The organism is Paenibacillus sp. J22FR83, assembly GCF_059691955.1.
In genome coordinates, this window is record NZ_JCAUAM010000020.1 from 121,451 (window position 1) to 139,907 (window position 18,457).

Genomic DNA, 18,457 nt, shown 5'->3' on the forward strand with positions numbered 1-18,457 from the left:
GGGGATTGTCGAATCATGACGGACAAGCAGCGGGTGCGGATTCGAATCGAGAGTCGAAGCGGGAGTGAGACCACGGTGCAGAAGGCGCGCGGTGATCTTTATCGCAAAGGCGATCATACCTATATCCGCTATGAAGAAGAACCGAATGAGCTGGGACGGACTGTGACGATCATTAAGCTCGAAGATAATCAGATCCGTATTATTCGCCAAGGGGATGTACAAGCGGAGCAAACCTTCGTTCCTGGAGAGAAGCGAACAGGCTTTTATCACACACCACAGCTCCGAATGGAACTGGAAATTGAGACGCACAAGCTGACCTCGGAGGCCATTCAAGGGATCGGAATTACGAGGTGGAGCTATGATCTATATGCATCAGGTACACATGCAGGAACCTATCGAATCAAGTTGTTAATTCAGGAGGAGTAAGACAAATGGATGTACTTAACGAAGTGAAAGCGAAAGTGAAGCAAGTCATTAAAGAGGCCGTTCTAACGGCAGGGATCGTCTCCGAGGAGCAGTTGCCAGAAATTATTCTGGAAGTGCCGAAAGAGAAGACGCATGGCGACTTCGCCACGAATGTAGCGATGCAACTGACGCGTATTGCGAAGCAGAATCCGAGACAAATTGCCGAGCAAATCATCGCTAACCTGAATAAGGATGCAGCGAGTATTGCACAAGCGGAAATTGCAGGCCCGGGCTTTATTAATTTTAAAATGAATCAAGTCTACCTCTACCCGGTGATTGCCGATGTGGCGAAGCTTGGTGAACGCTATGGGGAGTCGAATGTTGGTCAAGGAATTAAAGTGCAAGTCGAGTTCGTCAGCGCGAATCCTACAGGTTCCCTCCACTTGGGACATGCACGTGGCGCAGCGGTTGGTGATGTTCTTTGTAACGTATTAGATCTAGCAGGTTATAACGTTTCTCGTGAATACTACATCAACGATGCGGGGAATCAAGTCATCAATTTGGCCAAATCGATTGAGGCACGTTATCTGCAAGCGCTTGGACAAGAAGCGGAAATGCCAGAGGATGGCTATTTTGGTGAAGATATCAAAGGATTTGCAACAGAACTTGCAACGGCAGAAGGCGATCGTCTTCTAAGCTTGCCGGATGATGAGCGTCGAGCTTATTTCCGTACATACGGACTTGAGAAAGAGCTAGACAAAATTAAACGCGACTTAGGCCGCTTCGGTGTTCATTTTGACCACTGGTTCTCAGAGACATCCATTTATGAAGATAACCTGATCCCGCCAGTGCTTCAGGAGTTGCGCGATAATGGTCATATTTATGAAGAAGAGGGCGCAACATGGTTGAACACGACACCACTTGGAGATGACAAGAACCGTGTTCTCATTAAGAACGACGGATCCTTCACCTACCTTACACCAGATATCGCTTATCACCGCAATAAATTCGGACGCGGTTATGACCGCTTGATTAATATTTGGGGAGCCGATCACCATGGCTACATCCCGCGGATGAAAGCGGCTATGACGGCTCTTGGTTTTGAAGCTGACCGCCTTGTCGTGCTGATCGCCCAAATGGTGAGCTTGTTCCAAAATGGCGAAAAGGTCAAAATGTCCAAACGTACCGGCAAAGCCGTTACGATGGAAGACTTGATGGACGAAGTCGGCGTGGACCCGATTCGTTATTTCTTCGCTATGCGGAGTATGGACTCGCATTTGGATTTTGATATGGACTTGGCGGTTTCTCAGTCCAATGAAAACCCTGTGTTCTATGTGCAGTATGCCCACGCACGGATTTGCAGCATCTTCCGCCAGGCGGAAGAGCAGAATATCGCGGTGCTCCCGCTGGAACAGGTGGACCTGTCCCAGCTGACCTCGGAAGCCGAGTTCGACTTGCTGCGCAAGATCGGCGAGCTTCCGGAAGAGATCGCCATTGCGGCTGAGCAGTACACGCCGCACCGCATGATCCGCTATGTCTACGAACTGGCAAGCCAGTTCCATAGCTACTACAGAGGCCACTACGTCATCACAGATGACGCAGCCTTAACCCAAGCGCGCCTCGCCCTGCTCGGCGCACTGCGCACGACCCTAGCCAACACGCTTCGCGTGGTTGGCGTGTCCGCCCCTGAGCGGATGTAACACCCGCTCAGCCAGAAGAAGCTCCCCTTGACCACTGGTCAAAAGGGGAGCTTCTTCTCTTTAACCCAAGCGCAGAAGGTATCCTTCCTCTGCGCCAGCTACTCTTGCGCAGCCGCGCGGATTGCGCGGCGGGCGTTCAATTGCCCGGGCTGCCACCGGGCGTTCGGGCGCTTGCTCAGCGGGAACGCGCAGCGGCGCAGCGCGTTCTTGATTTGCAGAGGCGACATGGTGCGCATGGACAGCATCAAGGCGATAACGCCGCTTACATGCGCCGTTGCCATGGACGTGCCGCTCAGTTCGTGATATTTGCCGCCAATCCAAGCCGAATACACGCGTTCGCCAGGTGCATAGATGTCGATTTGTGTGCCTCGATTGCTGAAGGGGGCAATACGACCCGTCCGTGTGGTGGCTCCAACCGAGACCACTTGAGGAAATCGAGCAGGGTAGTCAATGGTTTTCTTCCGGCCATCATTACCAGAGGAAGCTACAATGACCTTCCCTCTGTAGTAAGCGTTCATAACGGCTTGCTCTAAAGCGGGATTGTACGTCTTCATGCCGAAGCTCATATTAATAATATCGAGGTCATTTTGGACGCACCAGTCAATTCCGGCAATGATATCGGATACATAGGCGCTTCCATTGTGATCAAAAGCTTTAACAGGATGAATAGTCGCCCGCGGCGCTACGCCAATAATACCGGAATTGCGGCCTGTTGCCGCAATCGTCCCTGCAATATGTGTACCATGTCCATTATCATCGTGTGGCATCAGTCTGCGATTTAATAAGTTGATGCCATGTGAAATGGAGTTGTGCAAATCGGGATGTTTATAATCGATGCCGGTATCGATAACGCCGATGTGAATGTTCTGTCCGACGGATTTGCTCCAGATCTCCGGAGCGCCGATTTGATCAACCCCCCAAGGAATGGTGCGTGTACGTGAGCTGGATAGAATTGTAGCTCGTTTCGGTACCGTTTTTCTGCTTTTAACTTTATTTATAATGAATTTCGTATCGGCTTCGATACGTGTCGAGCTGGAGAAGCCTCTGAGTTTTGTATCTGGACACAAGGTACAGGAGAAAGCGTGAATAATGTCTAGAGGCAGAACCAGGGATAGTCTGGGGAGTTCAGACGTCATGCGAAGGAGCTCTGATTTGCAGGCAAAGTACTCTGTCTTTGAGGTGAAATGGATAAGGTGCTTTCTTGCTGGTTGTTGAGTAAGACCCAGATCTTCATGAAGCAAATGAAGAAAGGTGGCTGTATCCATCGTGCCATCCCCCCGTTACAGCATATAATCATATCTCCCCTATCTTATGTACAGGTCATCGTACTTGACCGTGTCATCGCCTTTATAGAGGGTGTCGAATAGTCCAATTTTGATCACGAAATAGTCCAAGATGTGTATATGACATCGAATATTGAATTGAGCTGGTATTCCGATCCATACGGAGCTTCCACTCATTTCCTTGCTTCCTTCAATCGTCCCGCCTGCTGCATACCGGAATTATTAACTTGTACTTATAGAAATAAATGGGTGCAGGGCCGTGTCAGATGCGTAGGTTCAACATAGGATACATAGAGAGGCGCGGGCAGGAGTGTCTCTTTCTCAGGTAGTGGAAACGACTGCTGTTCATCAGCAAGCGGTTCCTTAGGGTACAGTCGCGGGCGGAGGGGGACCTTCGCCTGTATTCCTTTTTATGGGGTGTTTTTTGCATTCAGGTCCTCGTTTATTTTCGGGTAGTTGCAATTTTAGAAAAAATAGGTTTTACTTAATGAAGATATTGGTTATGGTAGATAACGTAGTCAAGAAATGATCGAAAAGGATGTGCCTTAGATGAGCAGCGAATACACACTCAAAATCACCACAGAGCAAGCACGCGAAATGCCCATGGTGGATTTGGCGTTCGAATTGCTGAAGTCGGCGAATACGCCGTTTTACTACCGAGAACTTATGGCTGAAATTGCTAAAATAAAAGGGCTTTCTGAAGACAATGTCATGAATGTAATCGCCCAACTATATACGGAAATCAACATCGATGGTCGTTTTGCTTGTGTCGGTACGAACCTATGGGGCTTGAAGCGTTGGTATCCTGTTGAGAAGTCCGACGATGCGGTAGGGAATGCGAAGCGTCCTAGAATTATCAACGACGAAGATGATGATCTGGATGAAGACGTGTACGCGGAAGAAGAAGATACATACGCAGAAGAAGACGAGTACGATGCATTTGGTACCGAAACCGAAGAGGAAGAAGAAGCGGAAGAGGATACTGAATTCTTCGAAGATGAAGAAATCGAAGAGGATCTTGGCGAAGCGGGAATCGAAGATAGCGATGATTCGGATGAGGATGAAGATGATTTGGATTCCGACGAGGATGAAGATGATTTGGATGACGAAGACGATGATGACGACGATAAATAACTTGTCTTGACAGCAACTATACGTTCAGAGTAAACTATTGCATGGGCTTTAAAAGATCTTAACAATTCGCGCATGCGTTCAAAAAGTGCCCCGTCACTACGGGTGTCACTTTTTTTTGTTTTTTTGCGCTTTTTTTTTTGTAATTTGTTCATGAAAACACTTATTTAGCAGAAGCTAATGCTATTACACCTTTGTTCTGGCGACACCCAAGAGCTTATGCTGATGAAGCCAGTTTTCCAGCACCTTTTCACACTTATTTCATGTTATAACGAACGAAGCCAGCAGCCTGGCGAAATCTAAAGCGGAAGCTTACAACTATAAGGAGGCGTACATAGTGACAAAATACATTTTCGTTACGGGAGGCGTAGTTTCATCCCTTGGCAAAGGAATTACAGCAGCTTCCTTAGGAAGACTGCTCAAGAACAGAGGTTTGAAAGTTACGATCCAGAAGTTTGACCCTTACATCAACGTGGACCCAGGAACCATGAGTCCTTACCAGCATGGGGAAGTTTTCGTAACAGATGACGGTGCAGAAACGGATTTGGATTTAGGTCATTATGAGCGTTTTATCGACATTAACTTGTCCAAAAGCTCGAACGTGACATCAGGTAAAGTGTATTCCTCTGTTATTACCAAAGAGCGCAGAGGTGAGTACCTAGGCGGAACTGTACAAGTTATCCCTCATATTACGAATGAAATCAAAGAACGTGTTATTCGCGCAGGTCGTGAAGCTGGGTCCGATGTTGTTATTACCGAAATCGGTGGTACAGTTGGGGATATCGAGAGCTTGCCATTCCTAGAAGCGATTCGTCAAATGAAAAATGATATCGGCCGCGAGAATGTCATGTACATTCACGTTACGTTGATTCCTTATATCAAAGCAGCTGGAGAAGTCAAAACAAAACCAACGCAACATAGCGTGAAAGAATTACGCGGTCTTGGTATTCAACCCCATGTGATCGTTTGTCGTACCGAGCATTCTTTGACAGAAGATATGAAGCGTAAGCTCGCTTTATTCTGTGATATCGATCCAGCCGCTGTTATTGAATGCAAAGATGCAGAAACATTGTATGAAGTACCGATGATGCTTCGTGAGCAAGGTCTTGATGATTATGTTGTGAATCACTTGAAGCTTTCAACGAATCAACCCGATATGACAGAATGGGAGAGTCTTGTTCGCAAAGTGAAGTCCTTGACGAAGAAAACCGAGATCGCGATCGTTGGGAAGTACGTTGCGCTTCATGACGCTTACCTTAGTATTGTTGAAGCTCTTGGACACGCGGGTATCGACAATGATTCCGAGATTGATATTCGTTGGGTCAACGCTGAAGATATCTACGATCATAATGTGCATTCACTTCTTTCTGGTGTGCAAGGTATCCTTGTACCAGGTGGATTTGGTGATCGCGGGATTGAAGGGAAAGTTGCGGCTATTCGTTATGCGCGGGAGAAAGAAATTCCGTTCTTCGGTATTTGCTTAGGGATGCAGGTTGCTGTTATTGAATATGCGCGTTCAGTTTGTGGATTGGATGGCGCGAATAGCTCGGAGATTAATCCGACTACGGCGTATCCTGTTATTGACCTATTGCCAGAGCAGAAGGATATTGAGAATCTAGGCGGTACGATGCGTTTGGGTCTATACCCTTGTAAATTGACGCCAGGTTCACTTGCTGCGACAACGTATGATGATGAACTCGTTTACGAAAGACACCGTCACCGGTACGAATTTAATAATGAATACCGCGAATTGGTTGAGTCTGCTGGTCTGCGCATTTCTGGTACATCACCAGATGGTCGTCTGGTCGAGATGGTTGAGTTGCCTGGTCACCCTTGGTTCTTGGCTGTACAATTCCACCCGGAATTTACGTCGCGTCCGAACCGTCCACAACCACTTTTCCGTGAATTCGTGAAAGCTGCACAATTGATCGCTCGTTAAAATAGGCCATGTGAGAGGGGAAACTCTCTCCTGATAATCAACTTTTATGTAAAACTTTTCAAAAAAAGATGTTCTCTTCGGAAGGAATACGAAAATGAATAGCGAATACCTTGACTCATAGGATTGGAACTTGTTATTCGTTTTCGGGAGGGGACTTGTCTGATGAAGAAGAAAGTATTAGTAGTAGATGACCAAAATGGAATTCGCGTACTCCTCATGGAAGTGTTCAGTAACGAAGGGTACGATACCTATCAAGCCTCCAATGGCAAGCTGGCCTTGGAAATCGTGAGAAATGTTTCGCCTGATCTCATACTATTAGACATGAAGATTCCTGGTATGGATGGGCTTGATATTTTGAAGCATGTGAAAGAAATTGATGTCTCTATTAAGGTCATCATGATGACGGCATACGGTGAGCTTGATATGATCAAAGAAGCGACGGACTTAGGTGCAATCATGCATTTTACGAAGCCATTTGATATTGACGAGCTGCGTCTTGCTGTTAATATGCAATTAAATAATGAATCCAGCAGTGGTTTCGCAGTAGGATCCTAGTTATAGGGTCTTTTTTTGTTTAATGGAAAAATGAAGGCTTGGTTATCATTTGAAAAGTTATGTGCTATAATAACTCAGGTATGAACAGAGAGCGGTATGCGCATCTACTAAAGAGGTTCTAGGAGGAAGAGAAACATGGCATTGGTTTCAATGAATGAATTTTTACCTAAGGCAAAAGCAGGGAAATACGCGGTTGGTCAATTTAACATGAACAATCTTGAGTTCGCTCAAGCGATTGTGGAAGCAGCAATCGAACTTAAATCCCCGTTCATTTATGGTGTTAGCGAAGGCGCACTGAAATATATGGGCATCGAGTTTACAGTAGCTATTGCAGAAGCAGCAGCTAAGAAATCCGGTCTTCCGATCGCGTTGCACTTAGACCACGGTAGTTCCTTTGAAGTAGCAATGAAATGTATCCGTGCAGGATTCAGCTCTGTTATGTTCGACGGTTCCCACTATTCTTTCGAAGAAAACATTCGTTTGACGAAAGAAGTTGTTAAAGCTGCTCGTGCTATGGGCGTATCCGTTGAGGGTGAGCTTGGAACAATCGGTGGTGTTGAGGATGACATTTCCGTTGATGAAGAGCACGCTAACCTTGCAAAACCAGAAGAAGCAATTCGCTTCTACGAAGAAACAGGCGTTGATTGTTTGGCAATCGCAGTAGGTACTGCACATGGTATGTACGCAGGCGAGCCGAACATTCACTTTGATATTATTGAAGCAGTTTCCAAAGCGATCCCAGTTCCAGTTGTCTTGCACGGTGGATCCGGCGTTCCAGACGAAATGATTCGTAAATCAATTGCAGCAGGCGTTGGCAAAATCAACGTGAATACAGAGAACCAAGTGGCATGCACAGAAAGCATCCGCGCAGCTCTGAATAAAGATGCTAAAATTTATGATCCTCGTAAATACTTAACCCCAGCTCGTAGCGCTATGATCGAAGTAGTAAAATCCAAAATTCAATTGTTCGGAAGCAGCAACCAAGCTTAATTCCAAATTGTATAGACAGGATAGGAAATGCTGTAATGCACAGATGGATGGTCGACTATCGTTGCCATCTGTCTGTGTCATTGCGGGCGTTTCCTTCTTCTATTTGTTGTAAGTCACCTCGCACTTATCATTTACTTCCTTATTTTGTGGATTTCCGTCGAATTTTTGTGAGATAGAGTAGGATATGTTGATTTAACGGCAGTGAGAAGGCACCTGGTTTAGGGGGAGAAGTATGTTGGAGAAATTAATGGTGGTTGGCGGACGCCCACTACGGGGAACAGTTCAGATTAGTGGAGCAAAGAACAGTGCGATAGCACTTATTCCGGCAGCAGTACTTGCAGAAACACCAGTTACGTTGGATAACCTTCCACATTTAAGTGATGTGGCTATATATACAGAAATTTTGACTGACTTAGGAGCAACAATCGATTGGAACGAGGATCGGATGACGATTGATCCAAGCCATATGAAGCCTATGGCTATGCCCAATGGCAAAGTAAAGAAGCTACGTGCTTCGTATTATTTGATGGGTGCACTTCTAGGCAGATTCGGCGAGGCAACGATTGGTCTTCCGGGTGGATGTAATTTCGAACCGCGTCCGATTGATCTTCATATCAAAGGATTTGAAGCGCTAGGCGCTGTCGTAAGCAATGAAAATGGAGCCCTGCATATTCGGGCTAAGGAACTGCGTGGCGCTAAGATTTATTTAGATATGGCGAGTGTAGGTGCTACGATTAATATTATGCTGGCTGCTTCACGTGCTAAGGGATTAACGACAATTGAAAATGCGGCGAAAGAGCCTGAAATTATAGATGTGGCAACACTTTTAAATTCGATGGGTGCGAAGATTAAGGGCGCTGGTACCGATACGATTCGTATAGAAGGGGTATCTGAACTTCACGGCTGCCGTCACTCCATTATCCCTGACCGTATTCAAGCAGGAACATACATGATTGCTGCAGCGGCGACGCGCGGCGATGTTACGGTTGACAATGTCATTCCGAAGCATCTGGAAGCATTGACAGCGAAGTTGCAAGAGATGGGCGTACATGTCTATGAAATGGATGAATCCATTCGCATTGTTGGCCAGCCTATTTATGAAAGCGTAGACGTGAAAGCATTAATTTACCCAGGGTTTGCAACGGATCTGCAGTCTCCTATGGCTAGTCTATTGTGCCAAGCCAAAGGTGTTAGTATTTTAACTGATCATGTGTATAGCAATCGCTTTAAGCATATCCCAGAGCTTGTACGCATGGGTGCCAAAATGAAAGTTGAAGGCCGTTCAGCCATTATCGAAGGCTCGCAGTTGAGCTCGGCCAAAGTAAGAGCAACAGATCTTCGTGCAGGAGCTTCATTGGTAATTGCAGGTTTGAGCGTGATGACAGGCGGAATTACTGAAGTATCAGGTGTAGAATTCATTGATCGCGGATACGAGAATTTAGTATTTAATCTATCTTCCCTAGGAGCCGAAGTTTGGCGTGAGACCGAGGAATAAAGTACCATACAACAGGCAATGCTAGAATCCAATTGAAAATTTAATAGTTTGGTGGTTGAAACATGAGCATGCAGCTTGCTGAGCTTGAAGTACTCAAGCTTACTGAATTATATAAACTAGCGAAGAAACATCAAATTCCTTATTACGGTACGCTGAAGAAAAGAGAACTCATTTTTGCCATTTTACGTGCACAAGCAGCAGAGAGTGGATTCTTATTCATGCAAGGTGTTTTGGAAATTTTGCAAGAGGGATTCGGATTCTTACGTCCAATCAACTATTTGCCTAGTTCGGAGGATATCTACATTTCAGCCTCTCAGATTCGCAAATTTGATTTGCGTTCAGGGGATATCGTATCCGGGAAATGCCGTCCGCCGAAGGAAAATGAGCGTTATTTCGGATTGCTTCAAGTTGAAGCAGTTAACGGAGAGAAGCCAGAGACTGCTGCAGAGCGCTTGCACTTTCCAGCATTGACGCCTCTCTACCCAGATACACGTATTACACTAGAGACAGAGCCCAACAAGATTTCCATGCGGATTATGGACTTGCTTGCGCCCGTTGGTCTTGGACAGCGTGGACTTGTCGTTGCACCTCCTAAAGCAGGTAAAACACTCCTGCTCAAAGAGATTGCGAATAGCATTTCTACGAATTATCCGGAAATTGAACTTTTTGTCTTGTTGATTGACGAGCGTCCTGAGGAAGTTACCGATATGCAGCGTTCTGTCAAAGGTGAAGTCGTGGCTTCGACGTTCGATGAGCTTCCAGAGAATCATATTAAAGTTGCAGAACTTGTCTTAGAACGGGCTATGCGTCTTGTTGAACATAAGAAAGATGTCGTTATCCTGCTCGATAGTATTACCCGTTTAGCAAGAGCGTACAACCTCGTCGTACCGCCTTCAGGCCGGACGTTGTCCGGTGGTGTTGACCCCGCTGCTTTCCATCGTCCGAAGCGTTTTTTCGGAGCTGCTCGTAACATTGAAGAAGGTGGCAGCTTGACTATTCTTGCTACAGCACTTGTCGAAACAGGTTCGCGTATGGATGATGTCATTTATGAAGAATTTAAAGGAACAGGTAATCTGGAACTTCATCTTGATCGTAAAATGGCGGAGCGTCGTATTTTCCCTGCTATCGACATTCGTCGTTCAGGAACGCGTCGCGAGGAAGCGTTGCTGAGCAAAGATGAGCTAGAGAAAGTATGGGCGCTTCGCAAAGGCATGAATGATTCGCATGAATATACCGAAGCTTTTATTAAGAAACTTGCTGATACGAAGACGAATCAAGAGTTTTTGGACTCGCTGGCATCCCCTTCAACAACGGGAACGCCATCACCGCAGCACAAAGGTAAAGTGAAGAACTCAGCATCATAAGCATTAGTTAAACGACACCTAGAAGGAAAGTTGTAGTTGTCGTTTACTTTAACGTACAAAGAGGAGTACCGTTATGAACTTGGTCTATTCAGATTCACAAGGAAATGTATTTGATCATCCTGATTATTTCGCGCTTGGTCGAAATGCAGAAATGATCACCGAAATATTAGATGAAGAACTGATCCCCTTGCCTGAGGGCTCGACACTTGTTAGTCTGCCCTTCACACGTCCTGTGGGCATAGATGCCGCGACGGGTGAAATGAAGCTGGTAGAGGGTGACTATCACGCGGTAGGTGCGTTGCTTCCGCAAGGCTTCACAAGATTGCTTCTTCCGGGGTACGTGAAGTCTGATAAGACGAAGGCCTTGCCTTTGTTTGGATATACGGCTGTCGTGTGGAAAGAAGATGGCTTCTACGTGGCCGCGCGGCTAACCGATAACCCGTACTTCTGGAATCCCATCCATTGTGATCCTGATGAGCTCGAAGTGGAAGTGAAGCGGCTAGTCGCCAAGTACCCGGAGAATCGCCTGTATGCGCATTTGTCGAACTGTGCACTAGGCTACGAGTGCCTGACGGCTTCGAACACTTTCCTGCAACGGTGGGAAGGGGCTGTGCCTGTTTCCTATTCCTGCAACGCAGGATGCTTCGGATGTATCTCGGAGCAGCCGGATGAGAGCGGCTTTGTCGCTCCGCAAACGCGGATGAACTTCAAGCCGAAGGTCGAAGAGATCACTGAGATTATGCTAGAGCATCTGAAGACGCCGGACAGCATTATCTCCTTCGGGCAAGGCTGTGAAGGGGAGCCGAGCACACAGGCTGTCATCATCATTGATGCGATCAAGCGGGTGCGTGAGCAAACCAAGATGGGCTACATCAATATTAATACGAATGCTGGTCTTACGGACCATATTCGCGGTATTGTCGATGCTGGACTTGATCTTATGCGTGTAAGTACGATCAGCGCGCTGGATGATCACTACAACGCTTATTACAAGCCGAGAGCCTATACGCTTAAGAATGTAGAGAAATCCCTTCGTTACGCTACGGATAAAGGGGTCATTACATCGATTAACTATCTCGTATTCCCTGGTGTCACCGATCGGGAAGAAGAGATCGAGGCGATGATCGAATTTGTACGCAGAACGGGATTGAAATTGATTCAATTGCGCAACCTGAATATTGACCCTGAGAGCTATCTTCGTATTATTCCTAAAGCTCAGGGAGAGTTGCTAGGGATGAAGCAAATGATCGAGATATTTGAGCAAGAATTGCCGGATGTTGTGATTGGTTCTTACTCTCACACCCCGAAATTTTACACGAGTGATCGTGCGCTCACAACGGTGTTATAGATCATCTCAGTGGAAGTAATACCCGATTGATTTTCCATTGCATCTAGTCTTACGAATATGCTACAATGCAATAGTACGTCCATTAACTCTGTTTCAGCAAATGATTCAGGGCGGAAAGAGGTGAACCAAATGAAAGCAGGAATTCATCCTACTTATCATGCAACCACAGTGACTTGCGCTTGTGGTAATGTGTTCGAAACGGGTTCAATCAAGCCAAATCTTCGTGTTGAGATTTGCTCCAATTGTCATCCTTTCTACACTGGTAAACAAAAGTTTATCGATGTAGGCGGCCGTGTCGACAAGTTCAAAAAGAAATACGGAATCTAATTGGCATCATTTGCTTGATTGCCAATCAGCATAAGACAACCTCCCTTGGTCATCCTAAGCTTAGGCTTAGAGTCCAATGGGAGGTGTTTTTATGTTCAAGGGTCTAGTTAAGCTTACAGGAGCTGCTATCCTTATAGCCAGTTTAGTAGGTTGTGGGATGTGGACGGGGAACAACAAGAAAACGAACGATGACTCTACGTATAAAGTTCAGAATAAAGTCCAGAACTACAAGCAAGACGGCATGTTGGGTATCACGAGTGTCAACCCAAATGATCCGCTGAATCCGACCTACCATCATTATGAGGATGATGCCAATCTCATGAAGGCAGTGCTTGCTCAACTGCCAGGCATAGAAAGAACTAATATTGCGATCAACGGGCCTTCGGCTAATGTAAGAATTAAACCACAAGCAGCTTTGACAGCGGCTCAGGTTGAAGAACTGCGTTCGCAAGTTCAAATGGCTTTAGAGACGAATATGCCCCGGTATAAGATACAAGTAAGAATGATGCAGTAGTCAGAGAGATTTTAGCTATGCTAAAGATCGCTATATATGGTACTTTTTCGTCTTAGGTTGCTATTTGGCAGTGAATCAGCTATACTGTTTTTACTGTGCTAGACGGGGAGGTAGCGGTGCCCTGTAACTCGCAATCCGCTGTAGCGAGGTTGAATTCCTGTTAGCGGTACTGTGATGTGAGGTCTGGCTTTTACACGTGGTGTTGAGAGTCGGGTCCTTCGCAATGGATGCTCATGAACCCGGTCAGGTCTGGAAGGAAGCAGCCGTAAGTGAGATGTTTCATGTGCCGAGGGGTTGCCTGATTTGAGCTAACGATAAGAGTACGCTTGTATCATTTTATCAATAACAGGTGCACGGTGTAATCATACCGTATATGTAAGAACACATAACCGAAACGCCAGCATTTAGGGCGTTTTTTCTTTTATATAATGAAGGAAAAATATGGATTTATAGAGAATACTTACAGAATACTTACATAGGCTGATGCTGCTCAAAGATGTTCGATGAGAAAAAGTGAAGGAGCTGTTGACATGCCCATTCATTCCCCTCAGATGTACTCGGTATCGATGAACGAATTGCACAAGCTGTTCAATCACAGCCTACATACTGGTATGGTCATGGTTGATGAGGATGAGAAGTTGTTGCTCGTCACGGATCAGCTCTTGAAAGTTTCGGGTTATTCCGCAGGTGAAATTACCGGTGTGCCCTGCTCTCAATTTTTCAAAATGAGGGCTGCTTTACCTGAGCTATACGAATGTCATTTTAGGGATGAAACGGATGCCGGCGAGTGGCCCTATGGTTTTCTGCTAGGGAAGAATGGAGAGATGATCCATTTTCAGTTCTCAATGCTTAAACTTCAATGTGAGGATAGGAGCATATATCTCTTATCTTTGGAAAATAAAGAAGAAGGAACAGCCTTAAATCTACTGCAGCGCTTTTCGGATGCCTTTTTGAAAGACATTAATTTAGGCGTCTTGTTGATTAACATGGATTACCAACTAGCTGACATTAGTGATCGAGCCTGCCAAATGCTAGCCATGGACAAAGAGCATATTCGCAACAAGTCGTTGGATGAGATCTTCGCCACCATTCCAAGTCAGCATCAGCTCGTGCAGCGTACCATCTTGAATGGCGTAATCGTGCGCAATCATGCCGTATCCTGGACGAACAATCAAGAACGATTTGATTTACTGCTAGATTCCAATGTGCTGAAGGATAGCCAAGGGAATATTGTCGGTGCCTACATTATTTTCAAAGATGTGACCAATATGCAAGTTTTCTTGAATGTATGCAAAAATGGGATCGAAGCGATGCCTGACGGTGGGAGATTGACGATTTCGGAGCGTGTAGATACCACAGAGCGCAATGTGTGCGTGGATATTCATGACACAGGGACGGGAATTCCGATGTTCGTTGTTGATAAAATCTTTGATCCCTTCTTCACAACGAAGGATACAGGCACGGGGCTAGGACTATCCGTATGCCAGCGTATCATTCATGATATGGGAGGGGCGATTCGTGTAGCTTCCAAAGGCTTTGGAACGACATTTACCATCACGATTCCGTATCTGTGATCCTCTATTTCATCCCTTGGAGCGTTATAGTATAATGGATATAGTCAATCCACGCAGGGATTAATGGAGAGGAACACTATGGCACACATTGCTTTGTATCGTACATGGAGGTCGCAGACGTTTCGTGATGTCGTTGGACAGCGGCATATTACACAAACACTGCAGAATTCTTTGCGGGAAAATCGGCTAACCCATGCTTATTTGTTTAACGGTCCCCGTGGAACGGGTAAAACAAGTACGGCCAAAATTTTAGCCAAAGCCATCAATTGCTTAAATGGGCCCTCGGAAGAGCCATGCAACCAATGTTCTGCCTGTGAACGTATCACAGAAGGTGCAGTCATGGACGTTGTAGAGATCGACGCTGCATCTAATCGCGGTGTGGAAGAGATTCGTGATATCCGAGATAAAGTCAAATACGCCCCGACTGAAGTTAGGCAGAAAGTGTACATTATTGATGAAGTGCACATGCTGACGACGGAAGCGTTTAATGCTTTGCTGAAGACACTCGAAGAGCCGCCGGCGCATGTTATGTTTATTTTAGCAACAACAGAGCCTCATAAGATTCCCGCAACGATTATTTCACGGTGTCAGCGCTTTGACTTCCGTCGCGTTTCCATGGAGGATGAGGTAGGGCGTCTACAGTATGTTTGTGATCAAGAGCGCATTTCGATTGATAAAGAAGCTCTTCACTATATAGCAAGATTATCTGACGGCGGGATGCGGGACGCGCTAAGTCTCTTGGATCAGGCTGCTTCGTTTGCAACAGGAGAAATACAGCTTGCTGACATTTTGTCAATTACAGGCGGTATTGCTTCCGATCAATTTAAGAGACTTGTCACATATATCAAAGAACAGAATTTGGGGGCTGCCCTAGAGTTAATTGATACCTTCATGCAAGAAGGGAAGAGCGCAGACAAGTGCATCGAGAACTTGATTCATTATTTCCGTGATTTGCTGATGGTGCGTATGGTACCGAATTCACCTGTGATTGCTGAACGCGTATTTGATATGGCAGAGCTTAAGGAAATTGCAAGTCATTTCACGCCAAATGAGATGATGAGTATGATTGAAACGCTGAACCATTATCAGAGTGAGATGAAGTATTCGGTACAGCCGCAAACTTTGTTGGAAATCGCTATTCTCAAAATAAGCGGAGGCCATCGAGGGGCAGAGACCAGTATGGTGGAAGCAGGAGCGCGCCAGCCGCAGGGTGATCTTTTGGCTCAAATGACCCAAAGAATGAAACAACTTGAAGATCAGCTAGCTGGGCTGTTAAAATCGGGAGTGAGTGTCGCTTCGAGTGAGAGCGCTAGGCAAGCGCCTGCGGCCAAAGCTCCTGTTGCTTCGGCCCCATCTAAGAAGTCCGGTCTTAAGCTCGACCCTTATTTGAAAGCTTCTGAGGGACCAGAGACGAAGACTGCGCTGATGAAGTGGAGCCAAGTGTTAGGCGATGTCAAAGAGAAGAAAATAACCGTTCATGCTTGGTTTGTTAATGGTGATCTGGTGGCTATGCTAGATGATGTTGTACTGGTCGCATTCAAGAATGATATGCATCGTAATACAACGGAGAAACCAGAGAACAAAGTTATTATTGAAGGGGTGCTTTCTTCCGTATTTGGCAAACCTATGCGCCTGCTGACTGTCATGCGTAAGGAATGGGATGATGCGAAGAATGAATCGACGCAGGCTCCTGCTGAAGAGATGGAATTAGTGGCTGAGGATGGACGCGGTAACGCGGTCAAAGAAGAATGGATATCTGAAGCCATCCAGTTGTTTGGTGAAGATCTAGTAACGATTAAAGAAGACTAACGATAAGGGAGCGAACGATAATGAACAACATGAACCAAATGATGAAGCAAGTGAAGAAAATGCAAGAGCAAATGATGAAGGCACAAGAAGAACTAGGCACGAAAATGATTGAAGGAACAGCTGGCGGCGGTGTAGTAACGTGTATTATCAACGGACACAAGAAAGTGCAAAGCATCACAATCAAACCAGAAGCAGTTGACCCTGATGATGTTGAAATGCTGCAAGACCTTGTATTGACTGCAGTTAACGATGCAATGACCAAAGCTGAAGAGATCGCTAACAAAGATATGGGCAAATTCACAGGCGGTATGAATATCCCTGGATTGTTCTAAGACAACTAAGAATCAACGACTCTGTATCATGAAGGAGTACTTCCTTTGTATTACCCCGAACCGATAGCGAAGTTAATCGATGCCTTCTCCCGCTTGCCGGGAGTTGGCCCCAAGACAGCGGGGCGCTTAGCCTTTCACGTTCTTCGAATGAAAGAAGAAGATGTGATTGATTTTGCTAAATCGCTTGTTAATGTCAAACGGAATCTGCATTATTGCTCCGTATGTTGCAACATTACTGATGTGGATCCTTGTCGTATTTGTCAGGATAAGAGTCGTGATAATTCCGTCATCTGCGTTGTGCAGGAACCGAAGGACTTGGTGGCGCTAGAGCGAACCAAAGAATTTGAGGGTTATTATCATGTGCTGCATGGCGCTATCTCCCCTATGGAAGGGATTGGACCCGATCAAATTCATATCGCGGAATTACTCAAGCGTTTGGGTGACGAAACGGTGCAGGAATTGATCCTTGCCACCAATCCGAACATTGAGGGCGAAGCCACAGCGATGTACTTATCGAGGTTGATCAAACCGTTTGGGCTGCGTGTAACTCGTATTGCCCATGGTCTACCGGTAGGCGGCGATTTGGAGTATGCGGATGAAGTAACTTTATCCAAAGCCATGGAAGGCCGCAGGGAATTATAAAAGCATACATCCTAAGGAGAGCTGAAAAGCTCTCTTTTTTCTGCCCAAAAAGTGTAGGAATTGTTCTGAAAGTGCCTCCTTCCCCATATGTATAGATCAACCCGATGTGGGAGGAATGGAGGTTTGTTTATGAAACCAGCTCTATTAGGCATGCGTGGATTTAAGAGTCCGCGAGCGAAGACGATTAAGGAAGAACTAAAACAGGACAAGATTATGTTGATTCAAGAGATACGTGCTGCGCATCAGACTTGGGTGGCGGCGCAAGCTCATTTTGAATTTGCGGTGGACAAGGATCAGATCGACTATACAATTTATGCAATGGAAGCAGCAGAGAAGAGATTTGAAATGCTTATCAAACAAGCGAAGCGATTAGGGGTAAGTATGATTGACAGCGATCATTTAATGGAGGTGTAGACAATGATTCTTAAATATGCCATTTGGGGAGTATTAATACTCTCCTCGCTTATGTTAATGATGATTGTATTTCGAAGCCGCGGTGGTGGTAGATTAGTAGCATCATTGGGTCTAAATATAGTAGTTGCGGCTTTTCTGTTATACATACTGAATTTATTGAGCGGTTATACACATATCGAACTACCCATTAATACAGCTACATTAGGGACTGCTACTATATTAGGAATCCCCGGTGTTTTACTGTTAATTGGCGTGAAATGGGCTCTGCTGTAATTGTAAAAATAATACATTAGGAATTGGGTTGACTCGGCAGCGTCATCTGTGTTATCTTATAAAAGTTGCCGCTGAGACATGCGGAAATATAAAAGTAACTTAAGAAAAATAAGTTGCAAAAGAAAAGTAATTGTGTTATATTGAACTTCCGGCTTTCGAGAGAGAGCAGGTTGGACAAGAGTCATTGATCTTTGAAAACTGAACAACGAGTGAGTAAGCACAGTCGAGTAACCGACTATAAATGAGATTGTAAAATCTCGCTAGCTTCAAATGAGTACAATTAAGCTTTTCTATTATGGAGAGTTTGATCCTGGCTCAGGACGAACGCTGGCGGCGTGCCTAATACATGCAAGTCGAGCGGG

At 45.6% G+C, this 18,457-nt stretch carries 18 protein-coding genes, 1 rRNA gene and 1 other RNA gene; 19 read left to right on the top strand and 1 reads right to left on the bottom strand.

The features are described 5' to 3' along the window. Window positions 1-15: 15 nt before the first annotated feature. Window positions 16-426, top strand: a complete 411-nt coding sequence (locus AC58PV_RS29150) for a YwiB family protein (protein WP_497436295.1) — start codon at window positions 16-18, stop codon at window positions 424-426. Between the two features lie 5 nt (window positions 427-431). Beyond that, window positions 432-2,105: an arginine--tRNA ligase gene (gene argS / locus AC58PV_RS29155; RefSeq protein WP_497436296.1), complete on the top strand. Its 1,674-nt coding sequence runs from the start codon at window positions 432-434 to the stop codon at window positions 2,103-2,105. Between the two features lie 98 nt (window positions 2,106-2,203). Here the strand turns inward: argS and AC58PV_RS29160 are convergent, their stop codons facing one another. Then, entirely contained in the window at window positions 2,204-3,370 is a 1,167-nt protein-coding gene (locus AC58PV_RS29160) for a S8 family peptidase (RefSeq protein WP_497436297.1), read from the bottom strand. 567 nt (window positions 3,371-3,937) lie between these two features. Between AC58PV_RS29160 and rpoE the strand changes: the two genes are divergently transcribed. The 17 genes from rpoE to AC58PV_RS29245 all read left to right on the top strand — a co-directional run. Next, window positions 3,938-4,522 carry a DNA-directed RNA polymerase subunit delta gene (gene rpoE, locus AC58PV_RS29165; protein ID WP_497436298.1) on the top strand — a complete coding sequence of 195 codons (585 nt, stop codon included), beginning with the start codon at window positions 3,938-3,940 and terminating at the stop codon, window positions 4,520-4,522. 334 nt (window positions 4,523-4,856) lie between these two features. After that, complete coding sequence (gene pyrG / locus AC58PV_RS29170) at window positions 4,857-6,458, top strand: CTP synthase (RefSeq protein ID WP_497436300.1); 1,602 nt, start codon at window positions 4,857-4,859, stop codon at window positions 6,456-6,458. 162 nt (window positions 6,459-6,620) lie between these two features. Then, on the top strand, window positions 6,621-7,013 hold the full coding sequence (locus AC58PV_RS29175; RefSeq protein ID WP_056621969.1) for a response regulator: 393 nt from the start codon (window positions 6,621-6,623) through the stop codon (window positions 7,011-7,013). Between the two features lie 135 nt (window positions 7,014-7,148). Further along, window positions 7,149-8,003 (top strand): class II fructose-1,6-bisphosphate aldolase, encoded by an 855-nt coding sequence (fba, locus tag AC58PV_RS29180; protein ID WP_497436301.1) that lies wholly within the window; start codon window positions 7,149-7,151, stop codon window positions 8,001-8,003. Between the two features lie 235 nt (window positions 8,004-8,238). Then, window positions 8,239-9,498, top strand: a complete 1,260-nt coding sequence (murA, locus tag AC58PV_RS29185; protein ID WP_068668093.1) for a UDP-N-acetylglucosamine 1-carboxyvinyltransferase — start codon at window positions 8,239-8,241, stop codon at window positions 9,496-9,498. 62 nt (window positions 9,499-9,560) lie between these two features. Beyond that, window positions 9,561-10,862 carry a transcription termination factor Rho gene (gene rho, locus AC58PV_RS29190; RefSeq protein WP_497436303.1) on the top strand — a complete coding sequence of 434 codons (1,302 nt, stop codon included), beginning with the start codon at window positions 9,561-9,563 and terminating at the stop codon, window positions 10,860-10,862. Window positions 10,863-10,935: 73 nt separating this feature from the next. Beyond that, complete coding sequence (locus AC58PV_RS29195; protein ID WP_497436305.1) at window positions 10,936-12,210, top strand: radical SAM family protein; 1,275 nt, start codon at window positions 10,936-10,938, stop codon at window positions 12,208-12,210. A 129-nt stretch (window positions 12,211-12,339) separates the two neighbouring features. After that, on the top strand, window positions 12,340-12,537 hold the full coding sequence (gene rpmE / locus AC58PV_RS29200; protein ID WP_056621960.1) for a 50S ribosomal protein L31: 198 nt from the start codon (window positions 12,340-12,342) through the stop codon (window positions 12,535-12,537). Window positions 12,538-12,628: 91 nt separating this feature from the next. After that, window positions 12,629-13,051: a hypothetical protein gene (locus AC58PV_RS29205; protein ID WP_497436306.1), complete on the top strand. Its 423-nt coding sequence runs from the start codon at window positions 12,629-12,631 to the stop codon at window positions 13,049-13,051. Between the two features lie 93 nt (window positions 13,052-13,144). Next, window positions 13,145-13,408, top strand: an RNA gene (gene ffs / locus AC58PV_RS29210) — signal recognition particle sRNA large type. A 173-nt stretch (window positions 13,409-13,581) separates the two neighbouring features. Beyond that, complete coding sequence (locus AC58PV_RS29215) at window positions 13,582-14,625, top strand: ATP-binding protein (RefSeq protein WP_497436307.1); 1,044 nt, start codon at window positions 13,582-13,584, stop codon at window positions 14,623-14,625. Window positions 14,626-14,703: 78 nt separating this feature from the next. Continuing rightward, window positions 14,704-16,434, top strand: a complete 1,731-nt coding sequence (gene dnaX / locus AC58PV_RS29220) for a DNA polymerase III subunit gamma/tau (RefSeq protein WP_497436308.1) — start codon at window positions 14,704-14,706, stop codon at window positions 16,432-16,434. Between the two features lie 20 nt (window positions 16,435-16,454). Continuing rightward, window positions 16,455-16,766, top strand: a complete 312-nt coding sequence (locus AC58PV_RS29225) for a YbaB/EbfC family nucleoid-associated protein (protein ID WP_497436309.1) — start codon at window positions 16,455-16,457, stop codon at window positions 16,764-16,766. 45 nt (window positions 16,767-16,811) lie between these two features. Continuing rightward, complete coding sequence (gene recR / locus AC58PV_RS29230; protein ID WP_056621953.1) at window positions 16,812-17,408, top strand: recombination mediator RecR; 597 nt, start codon at window positions 16,812-16,814, stop codon at window positions 17,406-17,408. Between the two features lie 129 nt (window positions 17,409-17,537). After that, the gene (locus AC58PV_RS29235; RefSeq protein ID WP_497436311.1) at window positions 17,538-17,822 is read left to right on the top strand and encodes a DUF2508 family protein; all 285 of its coding nucleotides are present in this window, start codon (window positions 17,538-17,540) and stop codon (window positions 17,820-17,822) included. Window positions 17,823-17,825: 3 nt separating this feature from the next. Continuing rightward, window positions 17,826-18,095 (top strand): pro-sigmaK processing inhibitor BofA family protein, encoded by a 270-nt coding sequence (locus tag AC58PV_RS29240; protein ID WP_497436312.1) that lies wholly within the window; start codon window positions 17,826-17,828, stop codon window positions 18,093-18,095. Between the two features lie 292 nt (window positions 18,096-18,387). Continuing rightward, window positions 18,388-18,457, top strand: a 16S ribosomal RNA gene (locus tag AC58PV_RS29245); the annotation flags it as partial.

Coding starts and splice junctions, on each gene's coding strand:
- rpoE (WP_497436298.1), top strand. CDS start 3,938: ATGAGCAGCGAATACACACTCAAAATCACCACAGAGCAAGCACGCGAA.
- AC58PV_RS29235 (WP_497436311.1), top strand. CDS start 17,538: ATGAAACCAGCTCTATTAGGCATGCGTGGATTTAAGAGTCCGCGAGCG.
- AC58PV_RS29240 (WP_497436312.1), top strand. CDS start 17,826: ATGATTCTTAAATATGCCATTTGGGGAGTATTAATACTCTCCTCGCTT.
- argS (WP_497436296.1), top strand. CDS start 432: ATGGATGTACTTAACGAAGTGAAAGCGAAAGTGAAGCAAGTCATTAAA.
- AC58PV_RS29160 (WP_497436297.1), bottom strand. CDS start 3,370: ATGGATACAGCCACCTTTCTTCATTTGCTTCATGAAGATCTGGGTCTT.
- fba (WP_497436301.1), top strand. CDS start 7,149: ATGGCATTGGTTTCAATGAATGAATTTTTACCTAAGGCAAAAGCAGGG.
- AC58PV_RS29150 (WP_497436295.1), top strand. CDS start 16: ATGACGGACAAGCAGCGGGTGCGGATTCGAATCGAGAGTCGAAGCGGG.
- AC58PV_RS29175 (WP_056621969.1), top strand. CDS start 6,621: ATGAAGAAGAAAGTATTAGTAGTAGATGACCAAAATGGAATTCGCGTA.
- rho (WP_497436303.1), top strand. CDS start 9,561: ATGAGCATGCAGCTTGCTGAGCTTGAAGTACTCAAGCTTACTGAATTA.
- AC58PV_RS29205 (WP_497436306.1), top strand. CDS start 12,629: ATGTTCAAGGGTCTAGTTAAGCTTACAGGAGCTGCTATCCTTATAGCC.
- AC58PV_RS29225 (WP_497436309.1), top strand. CDS start 16,455: ATGAACAACATGAACCAAATGATGAAGCAAGTGAAGAAAATGCAAGAG.
- AC58PV_RS29215 (WP_497436307.1), top strand. CDS start 13,582: ATGCCCATTCATTCCCCTCAGATGTACTCGGTATCGATGAACGAATTG.
- rpmE (WP_056621960.1), top strand. CDS start 12,340: ATGAAAGCAGGAATTCATCCTACTTATCATGCAACCACAGTGACTTGC.
- AC58PV_RS29195 (WP_497436305.1), top strand. CDS start 10,936: ATGAACTTGGTCTATTCAGATTCACAAGGAAATGTATTTGATCATCCT.
- dnaX (WP_497436308.1), top strand. CDS start 14,704: ATGGCACACATTGCTTTGTATCGTACATGGAGGTCGCAGACGTTTCGT.